This window comes from Chitinophaga silvisoli (genome assembly GCF_003412465.1).
Classification (GTDB): domain Bacteria; phylum Bacteroidota; class Bacteroidia; order Chitinophagales; family Chitinophagaceae; genus Chitinophaga; species Chitinophaga silvisoli.
In genome coordinates, this window is the sequence record NZ_QTJV01000002.1 from 311,900 (window position 1) to 338,388 (window position 26,489).

Below are 26,489 nucleotides of genomic sequence, written 5' to 3' on the forward strand. Positions count from 1 at the left end.
ATATAAAAATAAGCACAGGTCGCTTACGAACCTGTCAATAGAATTCAAATGGATTGTTAATAGATTTTAAAGATGTCTTTGAGCGCTTTCTTTGCGGCATGGTAGCCACACATGCCATGTACACCGCCACCAGGGGGAGTTGCAGAGGAACAAACGTAAATACCTTTTGCAGGGGTGCTATAGGGAGATAAGCGGATAGCTGGTCTGGTGTAGAGTTGGGTAATATCCAGGATACCCCCGTTGATGTCACCACCTATATAGTTTGGATTGTAGTCCTCCATCTGGCGGGTATTCATCGTATGCCTGTCCAGGATCAGGTCCCGGAAACCGGGTGCGAATCGCTCTACCTGGTTTTCGATATGAGTAGTCATATCTACCGTGGAACCATGGGGAACATGGCAATATGCCCAGGCTGTATGTTTGCCTTCGGGTGCACGGGAGTGATCGAAGATGCTTTGCTGTGCCAGGAGTACAAAAGGTTTGTCAGGATGCTGTCCTTTCGAGGTGAGGTGTTCATTGGCGGTAATCTCCTCCAATGTATTGCCCAGGTGCAGGGTACCTGCTTTGCGGCACAGTTCGTTGGTAAAAGGAATGGGGCTATTCAGCGCCCAGTCTATTTTGAACACACCCATACCGTAGCGATAATGTTCCAGCTGGTATTTGTAAAAGCCTTTTATTTTGTCACCTGCGATGTCTAGTAGTTGCTTAGGCGTTATGTCCAGGAGAATAGCGCGGGCAGGAGGCAGATCGTTTAAGGAGCGTACATAAGTACCCGTCCGGATCTCGCCACCGATTGATTCGAAATAAGCTGCCAGTGCATTTGCTATGGCCTGTGAACCGCCTTGTGGTGCAGGCCATCCTTCCAGGTGACCATTCGCTAATAAGACCATGCCGATAGCAGCCGTAGTGAGGTTCGTCAATGGTTGTATAGCATGTGCAGCCATACCGGCAAACAAGCCCCTGGCTGTCTTTCCCCGGAACCTGGCAGCAAGTGTGCTGGCAGGCAATAATGCTTTCAGGCCAAAACGCGCCATAACACCGGGATGTTTTGGAATTGCCAGTGGACCCAGTAAGGCAGGTGCCAGTGCTGGCCAATCCTTCACTACCGGGTCCATGAGCTGGTGATATTTATGTTCGTCTATACCGAGTCCTTTGGCAGTATCATCCAATGAACGGTGTAATACAGCAGCCGTACCATCGTCAAAGGGATGAGCAGCGGCTACTTCAGGTTGCAGGAATTTTAGTCCGAAATCTGCCAGGGGCAGGGTACGAAAAAAAGGAGAGCCTGCAGCCAGGGGATGAATGGCAGAACACACATCGTGAACAAATCCGGGTAAGGTGAGTGCTTTGGAACGGAGACCGCCGCCAATAGTATCCTTCCCCTCCAGCAGCAGGACCTGTATGCCCTGCTGTTGCAGGGTAATGGCTGCTGCCAGGCCGTTAGGACCAGCACCTACTACGATTGCGTCATACGACTGTTTGTTCATACTATATTTAATATTGCCCTGCTTCGATGGTACTTTCAGACAATGTATACCTTTTATCTACCTTATCCAAAATTACGTACATGGAGTCTTTATTATCATTCAGACCATAGAGTATAATCCGTTGCAGGAAGTACGGGTCAGGAGAGAGACATCCACATTTTGTGCATAAATAAACATAGCATTGCCTGGGGCAATTCTTTAGCTGGCTGGCGCATTCAGTACATAGCAGTACAGCCACAACAAGATCCAGTGATATCTTTTAATTGAGTGCAGGATGCTGTAGGTATAATAAAAATAATGAGGTTGTATCAAAAGTAATTTGATGGCAATTTAGAATTTAATAAAGAAAATTCTCTCCATCAGACATCTGGATTAAACCCGGAAATTTACTTTTGATACAACCTCATTCCAATCCATTATCTGGGGCGACTTCGACGTTCCATCATGATCACTTCGATGTTCATTACGATCACTTCGACCCTCCACCACTCTCACTTCAACGCTCATCGCGATCACTTCAACGCTCCATCATATCAAGGATATCAGTCCAGATAATTCGCGCGATCTGCTCACTCTCCACCATTCTGACTCTTTCTGCCGGCAATGCCATACTATCTTCCTGCCAATCAATAATGTCCGGCGAGAAATCTTTCAGAATATTACCACTCGTAATTACTTCATAGGTGGTTTCATGACGTGCTTCATTCACACTGATCACAATCTGATAGGACCGACCCTCTATATATACTGTAACTGTATGTTTTTCCATAACAAACAAAAATTAGTTGTGCTATCACGACAATACGTCGCAACAGTGGGGTACAAATGCTGTAAGATCAGATATAGAAAGCTAACCATGATTGGCCACGCGATGTCCTGTTCTTTTCGCCACGCCGGTAGGATGGGGTCCCCTGTTTTTTTCCTTGTTGGTGGTCAGACCAATGGCTTCAGCCTGACTGGGGTGCTTCACTTTCTTTCCACTTTCATGCTTTGTTCCTGCTTCCTGGTTTTTTGCCATGTCAACGCGCATTTTAATGGGTGAGTAATAGAAGAACACTAAAACTAAATCAAAAGGTTTGCCAGCTTATGAAGCAATGAGTTAAATAATGTTAATTGACTGAAAATCAATTATTAACAAGTGAGAATTCCTGGCTCAGTCAGGGATGGGAAGGGTTGAAAAGTATCTACAATACCGGATATCCGGCGAATGAAAATGTGCCCTTTGGCAAAACCTTCATTCGCCGGGAGGATACCGCACGCTGCATACCAGGGGGTTACGGGAGATGAAAAACCTGTTGAGACCTGGTTTTCGGCCTGGCTTGCAGCATGCAGTTTAACAGTTCAGAGTACTTGTATCGTGGTAAGTTTAGCACAAAGGAGAGGACTCCGCCTCTATCAATAACGTTTAAACTATGTGTTCGTGATTGCTAAATTACCAATCCCATTCATTAAAAGTTGTCAATGAATTTCAAACGAATTGTAAATGAAATTTAAATTCCCGATATTTAAATATGAACAGAAAAATGCGGATGGGGCTTAAACTGGCGATTGAAAGAATATATTTGTCTTTCAGGAATTATTTCATGAGGCATCCGGTTAAGGTTTATATCACTTCTTCTGTCATCTGTTTCATTGTATTGGCAATTGTCCAGATCATGTTAGTATACAATACCTATGATCTGTTGAACAGAAGATTCTACTATGAAAAGAAAGGTCGTATCAATGAACGTTATACTAAAGCAATCATTAACGACCATGTCTTTCCTGGTGGAAAGGATATTATAGAAAACCTGTTATCACCTCAATACCACGAACTCGAAAGGCTCTATAAAGCAGGCGATACTGCCGGTTTCAATCATGCATCACAGTTATTACTCCGGAATATTTTTAATACACTCATTGACAAGCAAAATGCAGATGCCCTGCTAAGGGATATCAAATTCAAAGAAGGCATCCAGGATTCGCTTAAATACCTGCTTGTCGTATCACGTATCGACCTGCAATTCGCCGATCCCAAATATGTAAACATCTATGATAAGCGAAATAAATACCCGCTTATTGATGCACATATTCAGACAGCCAAGGGGATCAGAATATTCGGTGATCTCACCAATCCGGATGAACAAAGTCAGATAATCGGTCTCTTTGTGTCCGATCCCAAACCTTATACTTACGCTATCAGTTTTTCACTCTATGCTGACCCGGCTAACCGCAGACAGGTTGTGTTTAAACAGATGCAGGGCATCCTTACCATGAGCCTGCTCTCCGTACTCGCGATCATTATCCTCTTTTTCATCACACTTCGCAACTGGATCAAACAAAAGCATATTGCTGATGTAAAAACTGACTTTATCAACAACATTACCCACGAGTTCCATACACCATTATCAGCCATTATGGTGGCCAATAAAAATATTCAGAACGAACGGGTGCTGGAAAATAAGACGGCCATCCGCTCTCTTTCTGACATCATAGAGCGGCAATCACAACGATTGAAGTTGCTGATAGGACAGGTGCTGGACATCGCTACTGTAGACCAGCTATACGTTCAGAAAGGTCCCGAAGACCTGAATATCCTGATCAGTGAGATCCTTACAGATTTCAGTATCAAGTTCCCTTCGGACAATTTGCAACTGTCTTTTGTACCGGCACCTGCCACAATAATTGTCGATACAGATAGTTTCCATTTTACCACTCTACTCCTCAATCTGTTGGATAATGCGGTGAAATATAACCTGCAGGAGGTAAAACATATCCAGGTAGCTGTAGTGGAAATGGACACCGATATACAGATCTCGATCAGTGACAATGGAATTGGTATGGATAAAGAAACAATCCGTTATATCTTTGATAAATTCTACCGGAATCAAAAAGACCTGACGCAAAATGCCAAGGGTTTAGGACTTGGCCTGCATTATGTAAAGCAATGCATAGATGCTCACCAATGGACAGTGAGAGTGGAAAGCGAACCAGGCATGGGAAGTACATTTGTAATCATTATACCTAAGTGAAAATTGTAAGGGGATGAAACACAAAATTCTGTTAGTAGAGGATGAAGCAGACCTCGGAAACGTTGTAAAACAATACCTGGAATTAATGGATTTTGATGTGGACTGGCAGCAAAATGGCCGGACCGCCCTGGACGTATTTGAGAAATCGCCCAATGCTTATCATATTCTTCTTATAGATGTCAACCTGCCCGGGCTGAATGGATTCGAACTGGCAGAGCATGTCATCAAACTCAATAGCGATGTGCCTTTCCTTTTCCTCACAGCAAGAGGAGAGAAGAACGACAGGCTCAACGGCCTGAAGATAGGCGCTGATGATTATGTGGTAAAACCCTTTGATGTAGACGAACTGGTATTACGCATCCGCAACATCATCAAGCGGAAACAACCTGTTGTCAGCGCGGAGCCTGCACAGCAGAAAGTGATCAATATAGGTACAACGCAGCTTTTTGTGGATTCCCTCAAGCTGGTGACAGAGCAGGGCGAAGAGATCATTCTCACCCCGCGGGAGTGCGATTTGCTGGTGCTGTTCTTTAACAATGTGAACCGTGTATTAAAGCGGGAAGAAATCCTCACTAAAGTCTGGGGCTCCAATGACTACTTTGTAGGCCGCAGCCTGGATGTCTTCATTTCACGTTTCAGAAAATATTTCCAACATAATATCAATATCAGTATCAAGAATGTGTATGGTATTGGTTTCGTATTTAATGTGAAATAGCTATCGCCTTGTTTGCCCGGTTATAAGCAGTCTGGGTTTTGTACTCAAACCACTTTTTGCCCAGCAGCTTGCGCATTGCATCGTCAAAACGGCGGGTGATAAAGATGTTTCTCACACCGATGGCCCTCCTGGCCAGCGATACAGGCAATGCCCTGTAAGCCACAGAATAGCCAGCCGTTTCGTACTGGATATAGTGCCAGTATCCCGAAGGAATAAAGATCGTATCTCCTACATGCAGCGTACACTCATATCCATCCAGGAGGCGTAAGCCAGGGTATTTGTCATAATCAGGCTGCCGCAAATCTGCCAGGCCATGAAAGTTCCAGGGTAAGCGATACAGGAGACTTGCCTGATCATTGGGAAATAACCATACCCGTTTTACACCATGCAGCTGGGTGAGAAATACATGAGACATATCGATATCATAGTGGTATCGTACAGATGATCCTTCTCCACCAAAAAAGAGGAATGGGAGCCAGGTAAGCAGGTTGTCCGCCAGCTTCCGTACCTGCAGTTCTTTCCGGATATCCGGTCTCTCGCGGAGCAGGTTGAATAAAAACAGGCGGCTTTCTGTAGGCCCGGCAGCTATCAGATCGAGGTAATCTCCAAATTTCATTTTATTGCCAGCCTGACTGGTGGCCTTATCCAGGTGTGCATTCTCCTTTTCATGCACTGCTACCAATGTATCTCCCGCTTCTTTCTTAAAATAGTCGTAGTTCCATCTGGTCAATATATCCTGGCTTTCCGGTAAGATAAAGTCCTTAATCAAGGCTGGTTTTCCCGGATTTACAAATTCAGTGGTGAATTGCTCCCTGGTATAGCCGCTGACTATGTTTACAGGTTTCAGATGCATATGTGTACTTGTCTTTTTATTAGTGCCTGGTATCTATACAGACGATCTTTAATGTGGAATCAGCGTTGGCTGCTGCTACCCTGGCGGCAGGCGTATCCTGCTGGTTATTTAACTGATGTTGTTCTACAGTCACCGATATGGTAAAAGCGGTGATCACTGCGATGACACCCAGGGAGGCAAATGAAGCCGCATACTGTCTGCATAAGTTCAGTTTCATGACTATTCGTTTTAAAAGGACTGCAAGGCTGCTGACACAGCCCTACAGACCAAACAACAGAGAACAGAAGGTTGATTTTTGGGTCCGTCCCCGGCAGGTATACGCATAGCAATACCTTTTCCGACGAGGGATCAGTTATTTTTCCAGGGTGAATAATAAAACTGAATTTGTTTATACAGTGGTGGGCTGTATCAGGTGGTGGTATGGAACAAATTTAACGGGAGAGAAGCTATTTTCCAAAAAATAGTCCATAAATTTTGTAGACTAAGCGAAAGGGAATGATTCTCAATACGGTACAAGAAGCTATGATTGCGAAAATCCCCTTTCGCAGTAATTACCTGGTCTTAAAATACGGGTTATCAGTGCGTTGCTTTCCTGCTGCTGTAGTGATATACTGTTGTCCGATGTCTTTCTTTGCTCACTTTGCCTTTGTGGCCGTAGATTTTGTTTACAATAACAAATACAACTGTAATGCTCGCAATGATAACATAATGCAATACGATTGAAGGCATAATGTTGGTGGAATAAATTTGTTGATAGTGCTGTTTAATGCTGTCTTTAGTGCGCCCTTAAACTTAACCGATTTCGTAGTAAAAGATACTGCACTCTCATGAATTTAACATCACACTTTCCTGTTATTAACAAACATTAACACGCCCCGCCGAGCCTGCATTTATGTATCATTGCGAAACATATTATAATAAATGTTTACAGTATACGTAATTCTGTCTTTACAGATACTGGTTTGCCAAAAACGGGCATTCCATCCTTCCCCCAGGTGAAGGGCTGCATACGCGGCGAACGCTTACCCCCACAGCCATCTCCCGGGTTATCATTGGCATGATAGAGAATCCAGTTTTCCTTACCATCAGGTGATGTGAAGAAGGAATTATGTCCCGGTGCAAATACCCCGTTTTCCGGTGATTGCATGAACATGGCCTTTGTACTCTTCTTCCAGCTGGTGCTGTCCAGGAGATTGCTATTGCCATCGGCCACCAGCATGCCCAGGGCGTAAAAATCCGTCCAGCAGGCGGAGGCACTGTAGCATAAAAACAGCTTATTGCCATGCTTCAGGATCTCCGGCCCCTCGTTCACGTTGACGTGTGGCAGGTTTGGATCATTCAGATCACCATGCGTTTCCCAGTCAAATACAGGGCGGGAAATTCTTACCCGTTGGCCCGTAATGGTGAGAGGGTCTTTCATTTCCGCGATATAAATGTCCTGCTCGCCATTCTTATCTCCTTCCCATCCGGACCAGATCATATACAACTTTTGTTTGTGCTCAAATATGGAAGCATCGATAGCCCATTTGTCTGCCGGGTCACTTACTTTACCTTTCATTTCCCAGCTACCTTTCATCGGATCGGGAGAGCTATTCTCCAATACATAGATGCGGTGGTGCTGGTTGTCGCCATCATCAGCACTGAAGTATACATACCACTTGCCCCGCAGGAAGTGGATTTCCGGTGCCCAGATTTCTTTAGAGAAAGAACCGCTGGCAGGTGGTGTCCAGATGTTCTTATGAGGTGCTTCTCCCAGTTTAGCCATATTGGCTGTTTTCCACAATTCCAGGTGATTACCTACGGTATGCATGTAATAGTAATATCCATCCTTATACGTTACCCAGGGATCTGCCCCGGAGGACATGAGGGGATTGCGAAAGGAGGTCTTCTGCTGTGCATTGCAGGCGAAGGCACAGAGCAGTACAAAAAGCCGGAAAATAGATTTCATATACTAGAATTAAAAAACCGCTGAATGCAAATTTTCATTGCACTCAGCGGTCCACTGATGATAAATATTAAAGGTCAATTTTTACTACGGTAGAATAGAGCAGATCTTCCACACCGGCGATCTTGACCCCAATTCTTGCAAACGCATAATTCTGATCGCCTGTTGTACCTACTGATGACATAGAAGAAGGAATGTCTACAGACATAGATACATTGTTCAAATCAGTAATACTACTACCTGTCACCGCAGTCCTTACTTTATAATTGCTCTGGTCTACGATGCTGGTTTGGTTCAGGTAAAGATACACGTTTTCAATACTCCTCGCATTGGCATCCGTGATGATCTGTTCCAGTTTGAAGGTAGCTACTGCAGTAGTTCCACTCTTGCTGATCTGCTGGTTGCGGATCATGTAGTAAGGCATCACCTCAATGTTCATGGTCGTGCTGCCAGAAATCTTCAGGGGAATGGTATCGCTATTGGTAGCATTGTTAATGATTGATCTGAATGGTCCCTGGCCTGCAGGTATAATCAGCTTGTAATTACCGTTGAAGAGGAGGGAAGAGAAAGAACCATCTTCTTTTACCTGCACGGCAATAGCGCCGCTCTTACCCCAACCTGGTTCCCACAGTTCAAAATTTACAGCCAGTGAAGCTACGTTGATGGCCTCACCCTGGTATGTAATGCTACCCTGAAAAGTAGTCTTTGGTTCATCATAATTATCCTTCTTGCATGCAAATGCAGTCATGGCAATCAATAGACCGGTGATATATTTTCTACGAAACATAATTAACATTTTACTGATTAGGATTCTTTACCAGCTTAGGGTTATTACTCAGGATATCTGCAGAGATAGAAGAGTAATAGTTACCCAGGTTGAAGCGGTGTGCCGCAGTTACGTTTGCTGATTTTACCACTTTGTATACGTACTTACCATTGTTTGCACTTCCCGGGTTGTAGATCTTGTAAGGCCACAGACCATAGATCTGGGTATTTACTTTATCAGCTTTTCCAATGTTGGAAATCACCTCGGCAGCACTGAGGCTTTCGCCATTCCATACTTTGTGAGCCAGGCGCCAGCGTTTGTTGTCAAACAGTTCATGACCTTCAAATGCCAGTTCTACTTTTCTTTCATGTACAATCCTGTCGAAGGTGATATCGGTAGCAGCCAGTGGTATAGTCAGTCCCGCTCTTGCACGTACTGTGTTCATATAACCCGCTGCTACTGCAGGCTGATTCAGTTCGAATGCTGCTTCTGCGGCATTCAGCAGTACTTCAGCATAACGGTAGCGTACCCACCAAACTTCACTCTGTGTACCCAGCTGACCGGAACCAACAGTTGGATCCATGAACTTACGTACCAGGAAACCTGTTTGTGCAGAATACTCTTTACCATCGATCGGGCCATCCATACCTACTACCTGTACGCCTGTAGGGCCACCAGGTATGTTGCCGATTTCACCATAGGTATCACCGCTGATGATGCTGTAAGCACCGTTATTCCAGTACATGATACCTGCCCAGATATCCAGTGCTTTGCCTTTGAATTTAGAGCCGGGCAGCATGATGGTACCACCTAATCTGGCATCTCTGCCAGCGAAGATGTCACCTGGATTATCGTAGTAGATATAATCGCTACCGGCATTAGTAGCAAATGGTGCATATGTATTATCCAGTTTTTCGAATTGCTCAGCGAGGTTAAGGGAAGGATTCACACGACCACCCTGTTGCTCTTCGGCAGAAGACCATGGCTGGTTAGTAATCGTCCATCCCTGTACCTTTCCGCTTTTCAATTTGAAATCCTGTGCGAAGATGACTTCCGGGTTATTGGCCTTATCATAAAATGCTGCAGCGAAGTTGTCCTGCAGATCTTCTGTTTTCTTCTGATACAGGGAATACTTACCACCATTGATCAGTTCCTGTGCAGCAGCCAGTGCTTTCGTATAGTAGCCTTCTGCTTTGTCAGCAGGGATGCCTACTTCGCCACCGGCAGTGAATACGGATGGGGTGCTTACCCCATATTTTGCAATAGAACCTGCATACAGTGCTGCTCTTGCCTGCATGGCCAATGCCACACCTTTGGTAGCTCTTGACTGTGTAGCAGGATCATCAGGGAGCATTGTTTTGATGGTATCCATTTCTGCAATCACAAAATCATATACTTCAGATTCTTTTGCTCTTGCATGTTGCAGATAGGTAGGGTCACCACTAAAATTGTAAGTCATCGGCTCCGTGATCAGGGGCACACCACCCATACGTTTTACTTCTTCAAAGTACAGGGCAGCACGCAGGAAACGGGCTTCACCCAGGAAACGGGTACGTGCCTCTTCACTTAATGCTGTAGCGGCGGAACACTTTTGAATAAACAGGTTCAGATCGCGGATCTGACCATAATCCCACAAACGCCACCAGTCATATGGATAGTCAATCTGCTGTACACGCCAGTATTCGCTGGCCTGGGACGGAAATGCTTCGTCAAAATTTGTATACTCGGGCCAGTTGGTAATCGTTTGCTGATCTACATAACGGTTATAGAGGTCCGCCAGTACTGACAATACCAGGCTCTCACTTTTCCATACTGCTTCGTCTGTCAGGATATTGGAAGGATCAGTTTGCAGGAAGTCAGCATCCTTTTTACAACCAAACACAAACACAAGGGCTGCTGATATGATTAACAGATATTTTCTCATCTAATTGCTGTATTAAAGGATCAAAAGGAAAGGTCAAAACCAATATTCACATACTTGCTTTGTGGATAAGTCAGACCGTTATCATCAGAGACTTCAGCGTCTATACCTGTCTTACGCAGATTGTCGATAGAGAACAGGTTGTAAGCGTTGATGTATGCACGGAAACGTTCGATTTTAGCTTTCGCCAGGATGTGCTTGGGAATGGTATAACCCAGTTCCAGTGTACGTGCCCTGATGTAATGAACGTTAGTCAGCCAGAAGTCGGAGTCTACATTATAGTTGCTGTGACCACCATTATTGAAACGCAGTGCAGGGTACTTACCCGGGATCCATTTGCTGTTTACATTATAAGGATCTTCCCTGTGCCAGCGGTCGTTGTAGAACTCAGCCAGCAGGTTGCCCTGGTTGGTATAAGGAATACGCATTTCCCATTTACGGTTGAAGGAGTAACCGGTACCTGCAGAGAAATCAGCTCTGAAATCAAAGTTGCTATATGCCACCGTGAAGTTGATACCACCGTTCATGATTGGGTTCTTACCTGTACCCCATCCGATAGGACGCTGATCCAGGTCGTTGATCACACCATCGCCATTCCAGTCTTTGTAAATCAGGTCACCCGGTAATAATGTTTTGTTCCCCGCCCCGTCTACGTTTACTTTATAGTTGTTGATTTCTTCCTGTGACTGGAATTGTCCGATTGCGTTATATCCCCAGAATGTATTGCTAAACCTGGTTTCGCCTGAGTTGCGATAGTGATCCCAGGAGTTCAGGAATACCGGTTTGTAGCTTTTCAGCGTCTTTGCACGCGCATAAGAGAAGTTAGCACCTACAGAGAAACGTACTTTTTTGTATTCACCTCTATAGTTGATGGAGAACTCACCACCGGCTACCTGGTCACTCTTCACGTTTTCGAAAGGCAATGTATAACCCAGTTCGCTCGGTACAAGGATGTCATATTTGGTACCTAACAGCCCTGTTCTCTTTCTTCTGAAGAAATCTACCGCACCACTGATCCTGTTGTCCCAGAAACCATAGTCAGCACCGATATCTGTTGTTTTACTTACATACCAGGAGATGTTATCGATAGGTACGCCTTTGTAAGCAGAACCGATTACTGATTTACCATCCAGGATGACTGTAGATGAGTTGTAGTTATAACCGGAGAGATAGTCATACGCCGTCAAAGGAATCGCATCATCACCCAGTTTACCATAAGAACCTCTCAGTTTCAGTTCGCTCAGTGTTCTCTTACCACCTACGAGGTTCTGGAAGAATTTTTCTTCGCTGATACGCCAGCCAGCCTGCATGGCAGGGAAAGTACCCCAGCGTTTGTTAGGCGCAAATTTCCAGGACGCATCTCTTCTTGCGGATACTTCCAGGTAATATTTGCTGTCGTAGTTATAAGTGAACCGGCCGATGTAACCCAGACGGGCAGTAGTAGAGTCAGTATCATTATAGGTATCCATGGTACTGAAATAGATCAAAGGCAGATCGTTGGTAGTTGGTACGGCATGAACCCAGCTGGCCAGTTCCCTTCTCTTGATCCTTTCTGCTACTACGGTACCGCCTATGTTATGCTTGCCAAATGAGTGCGCATAGTTCAGTTGCAGCTGAATGGTAGGAGACAGGTTGGTGTGGTTGTCTCTTTCTCTCCATGGATTGGAGCTACCACCAGATACATTGTAGGTATCCGTGTTTGGATCATAAGTGTATACATTATAAGTATACTCGTGACCATTCATAATTCTGTTCGCATAATAATAGGAGAACAGGCCTTTTGCGGTCAGCCCATCGATCGGGAATTTATATTCTGCGTTCAGGTTAGTCTGGAGTACACGCCAGTCTTCATGCCAGTAGCCAGACAATTTCTTGTTCTGCAATGCCCAGTTTTCGGTATTATGACCGATGTTGTTTGGGTAGTTAGGATTGTCATTTGCATATGGACGTTCGATGGGCGTGTTACGCAGGATAGCAAAACGCGCTTCCCAGTAGTCATCAGTACCTGGTACACCTGGCTGGTCCCTGGTTTCAACACGGCCATTGATTTGAGCACCGATCTTGAAGTTGTCAGAAACGTTTGCTTCGATGTTACTCTGAATGTTTGTACGTTCAAAAGTAAATTCTCTGCCCAGTACAGAATATTGTTTCAGGTGAGTAGCGGATACGTAGTAGTTGATTCTGTCAGAGCCACCGCTGAAGTTCAGGTTCAGGTTAGTCAGTGGAGCATTGTCTTTTACAATAAATTTGTACCAGTCAAAGCTCTTGTAACCTGGTTCAGTACCAGCTTTCCATTTTTCCAGTTCTGCCTGGGTAATAGTTGTAGCACCATACTGGTTCATTTCAGCATCTGCTTTACCTGCCATCCACTCATAAGCGTTTACGCCTTTAGGAAAGCGGGTCCAGTTTTGCCAGCCGGTATATGCGGACAGATTAATTGTATTTCGGCTATTCAGTTTACCTCTCTTGGTAGTTACCACCACTACGCCATTTGCAGCACGCATACCATAGATAGCAGCAGAAGCATCTTTCAGTACGGTGATGGTTTCGATATCGTTTGGAGCGATGTTGTTGAACTGAAGCTGATCCTGCTGGATCCCATCAATCACATATAAAGGGTCGCCCATGTTACGAATCTGGATAGAAGCACTTGCACCGGGGCGGCTATCGGACATGCGAAAGGTAACACCCGGCAGTTTCCCTGCCAGTACTGTACTCACGGTAGAACCAGCATGTACATCGCCCAGATCCTTTGCGGAGATGGCGGCGATTGCACCGGTGAGTGATTCTTTCTTTTGTGTACCATAACCTACGATTACCACATCGCTCAGTGAAGTTGCAGAAGGTTCCAGTGTTACGTTGATCACGCTGAGACCATTCAGCTCTACTTCTTTTGAAGTATAGCCTACATAAGAGAAGATGAGGGTACCGGAGAGGTCGGGAGCATTGAAAGCGAAGTTACCGCCGGCATCAGTGACAGCACCGCTTGAGGTATTTTTGAGTTTTACGTTTACCCCAGGGAGTGGCGTTCCTTTTTCATCTACCACTTTACCTGTGATACGTACTACTGCATCAGCGGCATAAGTCACCTCTTCTTCTCTACGTAATCGATTGAGTACAATTTGCCGGCCATCGACCTGATAGGAGAGTTGCAATGGGGCGAGTAACTTGTCCAGTACCTTTCCAAGAGGCTCCTGTTTCGCTTCCAGATTCACTTTGCGGGAAGCGCTGATGAGCGTGGAAGAATAGAGAAATTTCACATCGGCAGCTTGTTCGATTTTAGACAATACCTGGTCAACTGACTGCTGACGGACATCTATTGATACAGGCTTGGTGAGAATTTCCTGGGCCTCAGTGGACTTTGCAAAAGTGAGACCGGTACATAACGTGGCAATTAGCAGCTGGTAAAAGCATGTACGCATGACCATAAAGATTAAATCATGGATTCGTAGTCTTTTTTTCATAACTTGAATTGTGTTCCTGTTTGTAATGGGAAATAGAAAGGGTGTCTTATCCCAGTGGAGCGGGTATAAGGCGGTGCCGCAAGAGTATTATTTTTTCAGCCAGTGGTACGGCCATACCGCTGGCTTTTTCATTACGTGATGTAAAGCATAAGTATCAGTGTAATTTATTTGTTCTCAATAACGTATTTCGTGGAATAGTGTGTCAACGGGGGAACTCTCTACATTCCTTATTAGCTACGCGTACGTGAACACTATTAATGACATCCTTTGGTTGTTATAGTAATTTCATTTCCTGCGATCGTACAGTTTGCTTCCAGCGCCTGGCAGATAAGCTTTAATTTTTCTTTTAGTGGTTCGTCATCCAGGGATGCTGTCAATTTACAGCCGGCCATCAGGGTTTTGTCATAGTTGATATGTACACCATAGGCTTTTTCCAGCAGGTTAAACACACTATCTGCGGATGCGTCAGCAAATACAAACGAGTACAGCTCTGTTATAGTTGGCTGGGCATTGATGGCTACTGTCATTGGCAATACATCTAACGCATGAGTGGAACGTTTCAGTATCGCCTGCTGGTTAGCCGACAAATTTGCCCTTGCATCGTTCTCTTTTGGTTGTATCGCGATGGCTACTTTCCCTGTTTTTACTGCTACACTCACCAGGGTATCTTCGTCATAGGCCCTCACCATGAATGAGGTACCGAGTACGTTGATCACCATTTCGTTGGCATATACTACAAAAGGTTCGATGTTTCTTTTTACTTCAAAAAATGCAGCGCCGGAAAGGAATACCTGACGATGGCATTTGCCGCCAGGACAGGTGGAATAACTAATCCGGGCACCGGGTTGCAGAATCACGGAACTACCATCGGGCAGGCTGACAGTTTCAGGCTTTTTGCCTTTGTTGATGTTCTCAACGAAGGCATTTTCCTTTGTTTCGGCCTTTGCCACCAGCTCATGGTAAGCACTGTGATCCGGCTTGTTCAGGGTGAACCACATAACGGTGGTTGCCACCAGGGCAATCAGCACGGCAGCTGCAAGATACCAGGGGCGTAAATTCCTGACAGGTCTTTGCGGTGTCTCCATACTTTCACGAATATGCTGCCAGATGGCATCGCTGGATTTTTCCTTCAACTCAAATGCCGGTAGCTGGGAAGCAGCCAGAATAATGGTGCGTGCCTGCAAAATAGCAGCTCCCTGCTCAGGATAATTCCGCGAAATGGATTCCCAATGACCTGCGTTTTCGCCATATTTTACCCAGGCGACAAAGCTGTCGTTGGTCACAAAATCGGCCGTATCGAAGTTTGAGTAATCCATGTATAGTTATAAAGACGGGGTAGGGGCGTTTTAACTCACTTTTGTTAAAGTTTTTTTAAAATCTTTTTGAGAGGGGCAGGTGCGTGTTAACAAAGTTTCTACAGCAGCTCTCTTAGTTTGACAACTGCGCGCTGTACCAGGTTGCGAACTGACTGCTCATTCACTCCCATGATGCCGGAGATTTCCTCCCAGCTGAAATTATCGTAAAACCGTAAGCGGATGGCTTCCTGTTGTCTTACCGGCAGCTGGCGCATAGCCTTTTGGAGGCGAAGCTGTTGTAACAGGTCCTCTTCGCCCATTATCCGCATTTCCTCTGCAGAGGCTTCTTCCTGCAATGACCAATCCAGGACCTGGGCCGCCTTAGCATCTGACAAACGATGCAAACGCCTCCGCAAAGACCTGAACAGATAATATTTCACAGAAGTGGTCGCTGAAAGATTATGCCTTGTACGCCAGAGATCGGCAAAAAGATCCTGCATAGCATCCTGCACCTGTGCAGCATCGCCTGCAAGATGGTAACCATAGTTATATAATACAGCAGCAAAACGCCTGTACATCTCACTAAAAGCCTGCTCATCGTCCTGTCTGAAGGCATTCCACAGTACCTCTTCCGCTATGAATGACTGATAGCTGTTTCCGGACCCCAATTTACCTGATTTAAAAAAGTATCACCTGTAGTAATAGTATTGTTTACCAGTCCATTCTCACTGGCTGCGGGGACTAAACTACGAACTATAAAAATCATTTACGAATCATTACTTCCTCCGGGATGAGTTAGACCCAAAAAAATGGGGCCTGATAAATATCAGGCCCTCCCCAAATTAACCATTAAAAAAACTCATTTGAATTTTGCTTAAATCAAAAATAGAATGAATCTCTATCAAAATTGTTAATCATAAGTTAATGATTCTAAATAATATGGGGAGGTAATAACCGTGGTATTAGAATGATAAGTACATGTTCAAAATGGGTTGTTTAATAAATCCGATGCCGCAATACCTGCCATAAAAAAAAGGTCCCCGCAAAAAATTGCAGGGACTTACCATTTAACCTATATTCTGTACTGTAGCATCAAAATTTTAAATATTTTTCAGAGGTTTAGACCTTTTCTCTATTTCTATACTGCTAATCGCTTCTCTAAAGTGTCGCTCTCAAATATTTTCTGTATATAAGACGGTGTTTAATATCCGAAGTTTAACGGGTTTCAATTTTTTTTTTCATTTTATTTCTAATTTTCCGGCCATGAACAGGATAGACCGCCTTTCCGCCATACTTATTCAGCTCCAGGGCAAGAAAATTGTGAAGGCTGCTGAGATAGCAGAACGCTTTCAAATCAGTCTCCGGACTGTATATCGTGATGTAAGAGCCTTGCAGGAGGCCGGGGTACCTGTAGGTGCGGAGGCTGGTACGGGTTATTACCTGGTGGAAGGTTATCACCTGCCCCCGGTAATGTTTAACAGGGAAGAGGCAGCTGCGCTGCTTACAGGCGAGAAGATGATGGCCCAGCTAAGCGACCATTCCAACAGGAAGCAATTTGGCAATGCTATGCAGAAGATCAGGGCGGTGTTGCGGAGCAGTGAAAAAGATTTCCTGGAATCGCTGGAAGAGAATATTGCTGTAATCAGCCGCCGGCCACCGGAAGACAGTGAGTTTCCTAACCGCTTTCTTTCTGATATTCAATATGCCCTGGGCAAGCACCTGATGCTCCGGCTCGATTACTTTGCACTCCACAACGAAACCCTGACGCATAGAGAAGTAGAGCCCATCGGTATCATTTACATGATGGGATACTGGTACCTCATTGCCTGGTGCAGGCTCCGGCATGCTTACCGGAATTTCAGGATGGACCGGATCCGTAACCTGGGAGTATCGGATGTTTCTTATGACAGAGACAGGCATATATCTTTAAAGGAATACATGGAGAAATATGCAGAACCAGCTGCTTATCCACACGTGGTAAAGTTGCGGTTTACGGCTGTCATGGCAAAAAAGCTGGGGAATCAGCGGTTTTATTATGGTTTGATGGAAGAGCAGTCGGTAGGGGAGTGTGTGGAGATGACATTTCTGACTTCTCACCTGGATTGGTTTGGGAGGTGGGTGCTGACGATTGGGAAGGAGGTGGAAATAATCGGTCCGGAGGAGTTGAAGGAGCACATGCGGGTGTTAGCAAAAGAAATTTATGAGCATTACCTACTGACATAATGTTGTCACCCGGCCCACTTTCCTTTGCATTATTAACGCTAATGCACATGTCAAAAACAGATCTTACCAAAACCTATAAGGAACTCTACACCGCTAGTGCCAAACCGGCTTTACTCTTCGTGCCCCCCGGTCACTATCTCTCTATCGAAGGCCAGGGCGATCCCAACGGCGAGCACTTTGCTGCCTGTACCCAGGCCCTGTATACCGCCGCTTATGGCATCAAAATGCATTATAAAAAAATGGAACTGGACTTCGTAGTCTGCAAGCTCGAAGGCCTCTGGTGGGTAGATGATGTGGAAAACTATACTGATTTCCGCGAAGTAATGGAGGTGTCCCGTGATCAGTGGCACTGGCAACTCCTCATCCGTATGCCGGACTTCATCAATAAGAATGATGTAAAAGCCATTTTGAAAAAGACCTATCAAAAGAAACCAGTTCCACATTTCAACCAGGTCTACCTGCAAACCCTGGCCGAAGGGCAAAGCGTACAGATCCTGCATACAGGTCCTTATGCTACCGAACCGGTATCCTTACAGCTCTTACATGACTTTATGGAAGAAAAAGGCCTCACCTGGAATGGGCGGCACCATGAAATATACCTCAGCGACCCACGCAAAACTGCGCCGGAAAAGCTGAAAACAATCTTAAGACAACCGGTAAAATAAATCGGAACGGGTTATTTTTCTCCCAGCCCCAGCAGCTCTATGGCCTGCTGTGCAGCAATCTGGCTGGCATCCTTCTTATTGAAAGCCTTACCACTGCAAATGAGCTCCCCATCTACTACTGCACCTACAGTAAAGATGCGGCGGCCATTGTCCATCTGTTCTTCCAGCAGGTCGAACTCCAGGGTCTTGCCGTGCTTATTGGCCCATCCGTACAGCTTGTTTTTGTGGTTCATTTCCACACTTTCAAGCAGTTCCAGATCAATGTAAGGCATGATGATGCGTTGATGCACAAACTGTTTGGTACGGTTGTAACCTTTGTCAAGGTACACAGCGCCAACCAGTGCTTCGAGGGTATTACCGAAAATCTGGGAAATCTTCAGGAAGCTATTGTACTTATCATAAATGGTCAGCTTACGCAGGCCCATTTTGATAGCAATATCATTAAGCTGCTGGCGGTTCACAATTTTGGACCGCATTTCGGTGAGATAGCCTTCTGTCTTATAAGGATATTTCTTGAAGAGGTAATCGCCGATAATGGCACCAAGGATGGCATCACCGAGGTATTCCAGCCTTTCATTGCTCTCAAGAAACTTCTCCTTGCTCGAGCGATGGCTCAGGGCGACTTCATACAATGAGAAATTGCCCGGGGCAAAGCCCAGCAGGTTATACAGATCCTTGTAAAGACTTCTCTTACCGGATACAAATCGATATAAAAATCCTGGCAGTAATTTCACACAATCAAGCAACAAATTTTTTGAAAATCACGGATGCATTATGCCCTCCAAAACCGAAGGTATTACTTAATGCAGCGTTTACTTCTCTATGTTGTGCGACGTTAAAGGTAAAATTTAATTTGGGATCCAGCTCCGGATCATCAGTAAAATGATTAATGGTAGGAGGAATAATACCATGTATAACAGACATGATAGCAGCAATTGACTCAATGGCACCGGCAGCGCCTAATAAGTGACCAGTCATAGACTTGGTGGAGCTGATATTCAATCGATATGCATCTTCACCAAATACCTGTTGGATCGCTTTTACTTCGGCAATGTCTCCAAGTGGAGTGGAAGTACCGTGTACGTTAATATAGTCAATTGCATTGGGTTGCATTCCAGCGTCTAACAGGGCCATTCGCATTACGTTCATAGCGCCTAATCCCTCTGGATGGGGTGCTGTGATATGATAGGCATCTGCTGTAGCGCCACCTCCTGCCAGTTCAGCATAAATTTTGGCACCTCTAGCAATCGCATGTTCATAGGATTCTAGCACCAGTGCTCCCGCACCTTCTCCCATTACGAAACCATCACGGTTCAGGTCAAAGGGCCTGGAGGCTGTGGCCGGGTCATCATTTCGCTCGGATAGGGCCTTCATAGCGTTAAAACCGCCTACACAGGCATCGTTTATAACGTTTTCGGATCCTCCGGTGATCATTACATCCGCCCTGCCGTACCTGATGTACTGCATGGCCTCTATAATGGCATTTGTTGCAGAAGCACACGCTGACACCACTGAGAAATTGGGTCCTCTGAAACCGTGGCGTATAGAAATGTGTCCTGCCGCAATGTCGATAATTAACCGGGCTATTAGGAAAGGACTAAAGCGGGGAGTCCCGTCGCCCTGACCGAAATCTTTCATTTCCTGACAGAAATTGATCATACCTCCAATACCAGAACCCCAGATTACCCCAACCCTGTCCATATCGACAGAATTACGGTCAATCCCGGCATCTTGTACCGCCTGGTCAGCAGCTATCACAGCCGTCTGCGTGAAAGGATCCATCTTACGGGCTTCCTTCTTGTCCAGGTAATTGGTCGCATCAAAGTTCTTCAGTTCGCAAGCAAAACGGGTTTTGAACTTGGAAGCATCAAATTGTGTAATAGGCCCGGCACCGGATACACCGTCCGTCAATCCCTTCCAGTATTCGGATACGGAATTGCCGAGCGGTGTAAGTGCGCCTAAACCTGTAACGACTACTCGTCTTGGTTGCATTAAAACAAATCTGATTAAGTAGGATTATTTTACATGTTCTTCCAGGTAAGCAACTGCCTGGCCAACAGTAGTAATAGTTTCAGCTTGTTCGTCAGGAATGGAGATGTTGAATTCTTTTTCGAATTCCATGATCAGTTCTACCGTATCCAAAGAGTCAGCGCCCAGGTCGTTGGTGAAGGAGGCTTCAGGAGTTACCTCAGCTTCGTCAACGCCCAATTTGTCAATAATGATCTTTTTAACTCTTGATGCAATGTCTGACATAATTTTAAGTGTTTTTGGTTTAAAACTTGAGTGCAAAAATATAATTTTTATTGAATTGACAAGAATAGCGCCCAATTTTACCCAATTTACTTTAGTGTTATAGCCCCTAAACCCCACCCCATAAAGGATTAGCCAGATATTTCGAATTCCTCAATTCCCTGGCAAACACCCCTTTTCACCTCCGTATATGCTTCAAAGTACACATATAATAATGCCTTTATTTGCCATTCAACCGCCTATTAAGCCTCCTATATACCCATAAATGACAATTAACGCTAATTAACACATGAACCTCCCTATCAGCATGGGCTTTTATTAAATTTGCCCCGGGCAATATCCCCTCAACATAAATATGCGAACAAATGGCTGGTAACAAAAAGTTCCTGAAAACAGTCGTTTACCTGATCCTGGCTGTAGTTATTATTGGTATTATCTATACCAGGTTCGCTGCTCCTAAAAAAGCAGCTGCACCCAACAAAGACACTGTACGTGGTAGCAAAGGAAACAAACCCTTGCTGGTAGACGCTTTTATTGTACACACCTCCTCCCTGAATGAAGTTATTGATGCGAGCGGTACCCTTCAAAGCAATGAAGAAGTTCAGATCCAACCCGAAATTACCGGCAAAGTCACTGGCCTCTTCTTTAAAGAAGGTACCCAGGTAGCCAAAGGAGCCCTCCTCGTCAAAATCTATGACGAAGACCTCAAAGCTCAGCTGGCTAAACTGGAACTTCAACAGCAACTGGCCAAAACAACCCTCGAAAGACAGGAAAACCTCCTGAAGATCAATGGTATCAGCCGCCAGGATGTAGACGTAACCCGCAACCAGGTGAGCGCCTACGCCGCAGATATGCAATATACCCGTACCCAGCTCCAGAAAACCGAACTCAGAGCCCCCTTCAATGGCCGCCTCGGACTGCGCAATATCAGCCTCGGGGCTATTGTAAACAATACCACTATTATTACCACCCTGCAGCAAATAGACCCGCTCAAAGTTGATTTCACCGTCCCGGAAAAGTATCGCAACGCCGTTAAACAAGGCGATGCTGTCAACTTCAAGGTAGCCGGCGACGCAAATTCTTACAAAGGACAGATCTACGCCATCGACCCGAAAATCGATCTCGCTACCCGCACGATCAAATTAAGAGCGATCGTACCGAACCCCGGTCAACTACTGCCCGGCGCTTTTGCTAACGTACAAATCGCCCTCCGTAATATGCCGGATGCCCTCATGATTCCTTCACAGGCCGTCATTCCCGGTACCCGCGACAAAAAAGTGATCATTGCCGACCAGGGTAAAGCAAAATTTGTTGTTGTAGAAACAGGTCTCCGGGATGCTGACAACGTTCAGATTACCAGTGGCCTCAGCAAAGGAGATACCGTAGTCACCAGCGGTATGTTGCAGCTAAAGCCCGGTATGGTACTGAAGTATAACAAGATCAATTAAATTATGTAGACCATGAGCCTACCCTCTCTATCGCTCAAACGTCCTGTATTTGCCATCGTGATGAACATTATCATTGTCATCTTTGGCTTCGTGGGCTTCAACTTCCTGGGGGTAAGGGACTTCCCTGCCATAGATCCACCCATCGTAAACGTGCGCACCTCTTATGCTGGTGCCAACTCTGATATTATTGAAACACAGATCACCGAGCCACTCGAAAAATCTATTAACGGGATTGCCGGTATCAAAAATATATCGTCCAGCAGCAGCCAGGGTACTTCCAATATCACCGTTGAATTTGAACTGGGTATTGACCTGGAAGCCGCTACCAACGACGTGCGCGATAAAGTATCGCAGGCCCTCCGGAACCTGCCCCCCGATATCGATGCACCCCCTGTAGTATCTAAAGAAGATGCCAATTCGGACTATATCCTGTCCATGACCCTGCAGAGCAGCACCCGCAACCAGCTGGAGATTACGGAATATGCCAACAACGTACTCCTGGAAAGACTGCAGACCATCCCCGGTGTCAGCTCCATCCGCATACTCGGTGAAAAAAAATACGCCATGCGGCTCTGGATGGACCCCGCCAGGTTATCGGCCTACAGCCTCACACCTTCCGACGTGCAGCAGGCCCTGGCCCGGGAAAACGTAGAACTGCCCTCCGGTAAGATCGCCGGGAATGCCACTGAACTGACTGTGCGCACCTTTGGCCGCCTCAACACCGAAGAAGATTTCAATAACCTGATCATCAAGAATGTCAATAGCAGCGTGATTCATTTCAGGGATATCGGCCAGGCCGTATTAGGCCCTGAAAATGAGGAAACGATCCTGAAAGAATCCGGTGTACCAATGGTGGCCCTGGCACTCACGCCGCAACCAGGCTCCAACTATGTAGCTATTACCGACGAATTCTATAAAAGGTATGAACAGCTGAAAAAAGACCTGCCATCAGACCTGAGCACCAATATCGCGATCGATAATACCCGCTTTATCCGCAAGTCTATCGAAGAAGTAGAAGAAACCCTGGTCGTGGCACTGGTACTTGTGATTCTGATCATCTACCTCTTCTTCCGCGACTGGCTCATGGCCTTCCGCCCATTGGTAGATATCCCGGTATCCCTCATTGCCGCCTTCTTTATCATGTATATGTGTGGCTTCACCATTAATATATTGACACTGCTGGCAATCGTACTCGCCACAGGTCTGGTGGTGGACGACGGTATCGTGGTCACGGAAAATATCTACAAAAAGATTGAAGCAGGCATGCCACGTATGCAGGCAGCCAAAGAAGGGTCTGAAGAAATCTTCTTTGCCGTTATCGCCACCAGTATTACCCTGGCATTCGTATTCCTGCCGATTGTATTCCTGCAGGGCTTCGTAGGCCGCCTGTTCAGGGAATTCGGGATCGTGGTAGCAGGGGCTGTACTCATTTCTGCATTTGTGTCTCTCACACTCACTCCTGTGTTGAATGTGAAGCTGGGTCGTAAAAAACATACTCACTCCTGGTTCTATACCAAAACAGAGCCTTTCTTCACCTGGATGGAGGATAGCTATCAGCATGCGCTGGAGAAATTCATGAAAGTACGCTGGATCGCCACCCTGATTATTATAGGTTGTGTGGCCCTGATCTACTTCATCTTCCGCAACCTGCAGTCAGAGCTGGCACCGATTGAAGACCGCAGCCAGTTCCGCCTTTCTATTACAGCACCTGAAGGTACTTCCTACGATTATATGGAGCGTTACATGGATGGACTCACCCAGTTCATGATCGATTCCATTCCTGAAAAGAATATTATACTAACGGTAACCGCCCCGGGCTTTAGCGGGGGTGGTGCGGTAAACAGTGGGTTTGCAAACGTGGTACTCACAGAACCACATGACAGAACCCGTTCACAGAAAGAAATTGTGAACATGGTGAACCGCAATATGTTCAAATTCTCCGAAGGCAAGGTATTCGCAATCGAACAGCAAACCATCCAGGTAGGCCGCCGTAGCGGCTTGCCGGTATCCTTTGTATTGCAACATATCAACTTCGATAGTTTATCGAAGGTACTGCCCATCTTCCTGGATGAGGCAAACAATGATCCGACCTTCTCTGGTGTGGACGTTGACCTGAAGTTCAATAAACCTGAATTACGTATTCAGATCAATCGTGCCAAGGCAAGTGAACTGGGTGTATCTGTCGACGATATTTCACAGACCTTACAGCTGGCATTGAGTAATGTACGCTATGGCTACTTTATCCGCAACGGCAAGCAGTACCAGGTAATGGGCCAGGTATTCCGTGGCAGCCGCGATAAGCCTGCTGACCTGCAGAATTTTTATGTACGCAACAGCAGGGGAGAGGCGATTCAGCTGGATAATGTGGTGACGATCCAGGAAGAAACCAGTCCGCCAATCATCTATCACTTCAATCGTTATAAATCAGCAACGGTTTCTGCGGGCCTGGCCCCGGGCAAGACCATAGGCGATGGTATCGATGCCATGTACCGTATTTATAATGACCTGCAAAAGAGAGGAGTGATCGATGATTCTTACAATGCTGCATTATCAGGATCTTCCAGGGATTATGCAGAAAGTGGCTCCAATACTATGTTTGCATTGGTGCTGGCACTGGTATTGATTTACCTGGTACTGGCTGCACAGTTCGAGAGCTGGGTCGATCCCTTTATCATCATGCTCACAGTACCACTGGCATTTGCGGGTGCCCTGTTCTCCTTATGGATCTTTGGGCAGACATGGAACATTTTCTCACAGATCGGGGTCATTATGTTGATTGGTCTTGTCACCAAGAATGGGATCCTGATCGTAGAGTTTGCAAATCATAAACGGGATGAAGGACTGCCAAAAGCAACAGCTGCCATAGAAGCGGCAACGATGCGTCTTCGCCCCATCCTGATGACGAGTCTTGCAATGGCCCTGGGCGCATTGCCGATTGCGATGTCACTGGGTGCTGCAGCTACGAGTCGTATTCCATTGGGTATTGTGATCGTGGGCGGTATCGTCTTTTCACTGGTCCTTACCTTATTTGTGATTCCGGCGATGTACATTTTCCTGAGCAGGAGAAAACAAGTGAAGGAACCCATAGAAGAATTTGAAGCTACTGTATAAATGCACGACATGAAACGCATCCTCATATTCTGCCTGTTGCTGTCTGCCATCCATGTTTCCGCACAACAGGTGCTGACGGTGGAGCAGGCAATAGACCTGGCTTTGAAGAACAATTATGATATACGGCTGGCAAAAAATGATGCCGCCATTGCAGCGAACGATTATGCATATGCCAACTGGGCATTTGCACCCAGGATTAATGGAACAGCTTCAAAAGTATGGAATACCACGCGTACCAAACAGGAATTCGTAAATGGTTCCAAGCGTGATACCAGTGGGATTCATAGTAATAATTTCACAGGGAATGTGACCTTGTCATGGACCCTCTTTGATGGACTAAAAATGTTTGCTACCAGGCAGAAACTGGAAGCGATAAGGGATCTGGGTGATGCCGCCATGAAAGATGCGCTGATCACAACTGTGGCCAACGTAATTGCAAGTTATTATGCTGTAGTGCAGGGCAAGCAGCAACTGCACAACCTGTCAGAACAATTATCGATTGCAGATGAAAGAGTGAAATTGTCAGATGCAAAATTTCAGACAGGGCTTGGGCCTAAAACAGACTGGTTGCAATCAAAAGTAGATTACAATGCACTGAAGGCCTCTTATCTACGACAGCAAACGGTGATTGACCAGGGAAAGGTAATCCTGAATCAGTACATGGCGATAGAAGGAGGGAATACACAGTACGAGGTGCAGGATAGTATTCCGTTAAATACGGATCTTGCCTATGGCAAAATGAGGGAGGAGATGCTGCAGCGGAATACTTCTTTGCTGGTAGCAAAGCAAAACCTGCAGGTATCGCAATTGGCGTTGAAAGAAAGCAGGGGAGATTATTTTCCTGTCATCAATTTCAATTCAGGCTACAACTTTACGAAGCTTAATTCGAATGCAGCAACGAACTCATTTAGTCCGGTATTTAACCAAAATGGGGTGTTTAATTATGGGTTTTCGGCTACGATTCCCATCTTCAACGGACTGACTGTGCGCAGGCAGGTGAAGAACGCGGAGCTTAATGTGAGCTATCAGCAGCTTTCGCTGGAAAATACGCGCACGAAGGTGGATATGGCATTGAGTAATGCATTTAAGGATTATGAATATTATAAGACGGCGGTAGACCTGGAGGAAGAGAACCTGGGACTGGCAAGGGAGAATGCGATGGTGGCTTTGGAGCGGTTCAAACAGGGAGTGTCCACAACGATTGAGGTGAAGGAGGCGCAGCAAAGCCTGGAAGATGCTTATAACCGCCTGATTAATGCACGATATAATATTAAACTGGCAGAAACACAACTACTGCGTTTAAATGGCGATTTAATAAAGTAAAAAAGCGGGGTT

At 45.7% G+C, this 26,489-nt stretch carries 21 protein-coding genes; 7 read left to right on the forward strand and 14 right to left on the reverse strand.

Going from position 1 to position 26,489, the window contains the following annotated elements; genetic code table 11:
• Positions 1 to 56: 56 nt before the first annotated feature.
• From DXN04_RS07355 to DXN04_RS34740, 3 genes are all read right to left on the reverse strand, one after another.
• Positions 57 to 1,487 (reverse strand): phytoene desaturase family protein, encoded by a 1,431-nt coding sequence (locus tag DXN04_RS07355; protein WP_116852685.1) that lies wholly within the window; start codon positions 1,485 to 1,487, stop codon positions 57 to 59.
• A gap of 517 nt (positions 1,488 to 2,004) precedes the next feature.
• Positions 2,005 to 2,256 carry a hypothetical protein gene (locus DXN04_RS07365; RefSeq protein WP_116852687.1) on the reverse strand — a complete coding sequence of 84 codons (252 nt, stop codon included), beginning with the start codon at positions 2,254 to 2,256 and terminating at the stop codon, positions 2,005 to 2,007.
• Positions 2,257 to 2,337: 81 nt separating this feature from the next.
• Positions 2,338 to 2,505 carry a hypothetical protein gene (locus tag DXN04_RS34740; protein ID WP_158568892.1) on the reverse strand — a complete coding sequence of 56 codons (168 nt, stop codon included), beginning with the start codon at positions 2,503 to 2,505 and terminating at the stop codon, positions 2,338 to 2,340.
• 493 nt (positions 2,506 to 2,998) lie between these two features.
• Here DXN04_RS34740 and DXN04_RS07370 point away from each other — a divergent pair, with 493 nt between their 5' ends.
• Both DXN04_RS07370 and DXN04_RS07375 read left to right on the forward strand, forming a co-directional pair.
• Positions 2,999 to 4,498: a sensor histidine kinase gene (locus tag DXN04_RS07370; RefSeq protein WP_116852688.1), complete on the forward strand. Its 1,500-nt coding sequence runs from the start codon at positions 2,999 to 3,001 to the stop codon at positions 4,496 to 4,498.
• Positions 4,499 to 4,511: 13 nt separating this feature from the next.
• Positions 4,512 to 5,213 carry a response regulator transcription factor gene (locus DXN04_RS07375; RefSeq protein ID WP_116852689.1) on the forward strand — a complete coding sequence of 234 codons (702 nt, stop codon included), beginning with the start codon at positions 4,512 to 4,514 and terminating at the stop codon, positions 5,211 to 5,213.
• Here the strand turns inward: DXN04_RS07375 and DXN04_RS07380 are convergent.
• The 8 genes from DXN04_RS07380 to DXN04_RS07420 form a co-directional block, all read right to left on the reverse strand.
• Positions 5,200 to 6,066 (reverse strand): cupin-like domain-containing protein, encoded by an 867-nt coding sequence (locus tag DXN04_RS07380; protein ID WP_116852690.1) that lies wholly within the window; start codon positions 6,064 to 6,066, stop codon positions 5,200 to 5,202. The genes DXN04_RS07375 and DXN04_RS07380 overlap by 14 nt on opposite strands.
• 19 nt (positions 6,067 to 6,085) lie before the next feature.
• Positions 6,086 to 6,283 carry a hypothetical protein gene (locus DXN04_RS07385; protein ID WP_116852691.1) on the reverse strand — a complete coding sequence of 66 codons (198 nt, stop codon included), beginning with the start codon at positions 6,281 to 6,283 and terminating at the stop codon, positions 6,086 to 6,088.
• A gap of 708 nt (positions 6,284 to 6,991) precedes the next feature.
• Positions 6,992 to 8,014: a glycoside hydrolase family 43 protein gene (locus DXN04_RS07395; RefSeq protein ID WP_116852693.1), complete on the reverse strand. Its 1,023-nt coding sequence runs from the start codon at positions 8,012 to 8,014 to the stop codon at positions 6,992 to 6,994.
• 67 nt (positions 8,015 to 8,081) lie between these two features.
• Complete coding sequence (locus tag DXN04_RS07400; protein ID WP_116853378.1) at positions 8,082 to 8,798, reverse strand: DUF3823 domain-containing protein; 717 nt, start codon at positions 8,796 to 8,798, stop codon at positions 8,082 to 8,084.
• Positions 8,799 to 8,808: 10 nt separating this feature from the next.
• Complete coding sequence (locus tag DXN04_RS07405) at positions 8,809 to 10,701, reverse strand: RagB/SusD family nutrient uptake outer membrane protein (RefSeq protein ID WP_116852694.1); 1,893 nt, start codon at positions 10,699 to 10,701, stop codon at positions 8,809 to 8,811.
• Positions 10,702 to 10,721: 20 nt separating this feature from the next.
• On the reverse strand, positions 10,722 to 14,120 hold the full coding sequence (locus DXN04_RS07410; RefSeq protein ID WP_116852695.1) for a TonB-dependent receptor: 3,399 nt from the start codon (positions 14,118 to 14,120) through the stop codon (positions 10,722 to 10,724).
• Positions 14,121 to 14,416: 296 nt separating this feature from the next.
• On the reverse strand, positions 14,417 to 15,478 hold the full coding sequence (locus DXN04_RS07415) for a FecR family protein (RefSeq protein WP_116852696.1): 1,062 nt from the start codon (positions 15,476 to 15,478) through the stop codon (positions 14,417 to 14,419).
• A gap of 98 nt (positions 15,479 to 15,576) precedes the next feature.
• The gene (locus tag DXN04_RS07420) at positions 15,577 to 16,125 is read right to left on the reverse strand and encodes an RNA polymerase sigma factor (RefSeq protein WP_116852697.1); all 549 of its coding nucleotides are present in this window, start codon (positions 16,123 to 16,125) and stop codon (positions 15,577 to 15,579) included.
• Positions 16,126 to 16,720: 595 nt separating this feature from the next.
• On the opposite strand from DXN04_RS07420, the gene DXN04_RS07425 reads away from it, so the two are divergent.
• Both DXN04_RS07425 and DXN04_RS07430 read left to right on the forward strand, forming a co-directional pair.
• Positions 16,721 to 17,680 carry a helix-turn-helix transcriptional regulator gene (locus DXN04_RS07425; protein WP_116852698.1) on the forward strand — a complete coding sequence of 320 codons (960 nt, stop codon included), beginning with the start codon at positions 16,721 to 16,723 and terminating at the stop codon, positions 17,678 to 17,680.
• A gap of 47 nt (positions 17,681 to 17,727) precedes the next feature.
• Positions 17,728 to 18,345 carry a GyrI-like domain-containing protein gene (locus DXN04_RS07430; RefSeq protein WP_116852699.1) on the forward strand — a complete coding sequence of 206 codons (618 nt, stop codon included), beginning with the start codon at positions 17,728 to 17,730 and terminating at the stop codon, positions 18,343 to 18,345.
• Between the two features lie 11 nt (positions 18,346 to 18,356).
• On the opposite strand, the gene rnc is transcribed toward DXN04_RS07430, so the two are convergent.
• Genes rnc through DXN04_RS07445 form a run of 3 tightly spaced genes read right to left on the reverse strand, consistent with a single transcriptional unit; the run spans position 18,357 to position 20,598 of the window.
• Positions 18,357 to 19,079, reverse strand: coding sequence for a ribonuclease III (gene rnc, locus DXN04_RS07435; RefSeq protein ID WP_116852700.1), 723 nt, complete (start codon positions 19,077 to 19,079; stop codon positions 18,357 to 18,359).
• A 4-nt stretch (positions 19,080 to 19,083) separates the two neighbouring features.
• Complete coding sequence (gene fabF / locus DXN04_RS07440) at positions 19,084 to 20,337, reverse strand: beta-ketoacyl-ACP synthase II (protein ID WP_116852701.1); 1,254 nt, start codon at positions 20,335 to 20,337, stop codon at positions 19,084 to 19,086.
• 24 nt (positions 20,338 to 20,361) lie between these two features.
• A complete protein-coding gene (locus DXN04_RS07445) occupies positions 20,362 to 20,598 on the reverse strand; it encodes an acyl carrier protein (protein ID WP_012788038.1) in 237 nt (78 codons plus the stop codon).
• Positions 20,599 to 20,960: 362 nt separating this feature from the next.
• Here DXN04_RS07445 and DXN04_RS07450 point away from each other — a divergent pair, with 362 nt between their 5' ends.
• The 3 genes from DXN04_RS07450 to DXN04_RS07460 are packed head-to-tail and all read left to right on the forward strand — an operon-like array spanning position 20,961 to position 26,477.
• Entirely contained in the window at positions 20,961 to 22,043 is a 1,083-nt protein-coding gene (locus DXN04_RS07450) for an efflux RND transporter periplasmic adaptor subunit (RefSeq protein WP_116852702.1), read from the forward strand.
• 12 nt (positions 22,044 to 22,055) lie between these two features.
• Positions 22,056 to 25,154, forward strand: coding sequence for an efflux RND transporter permease subunit (locus tag DXN04_RS07455; RefSeq protein ID WP_116852703.1), 3,099 nt, complete (start codon positions 22,056 to 22,058; stop codon positions 25,152 to 25,154).
• A 9-nt stretch (positions 25,155 to 25,163) separates the two neighbouring features.
• Positions 25,164 to 26,477 (forward strand): TolC family protein, encoded by a 1,314-nt coding sequence (locus tag DXN04_RS07460; RefSeq protein WP_158568894.1) that lies wholly within the window; start codon positions 25,164 to 25,166, stop codon positions 26,475 to 26,477.
• Positions 26,478 to 26,489 lie beyond the last annotated feature (12 nt).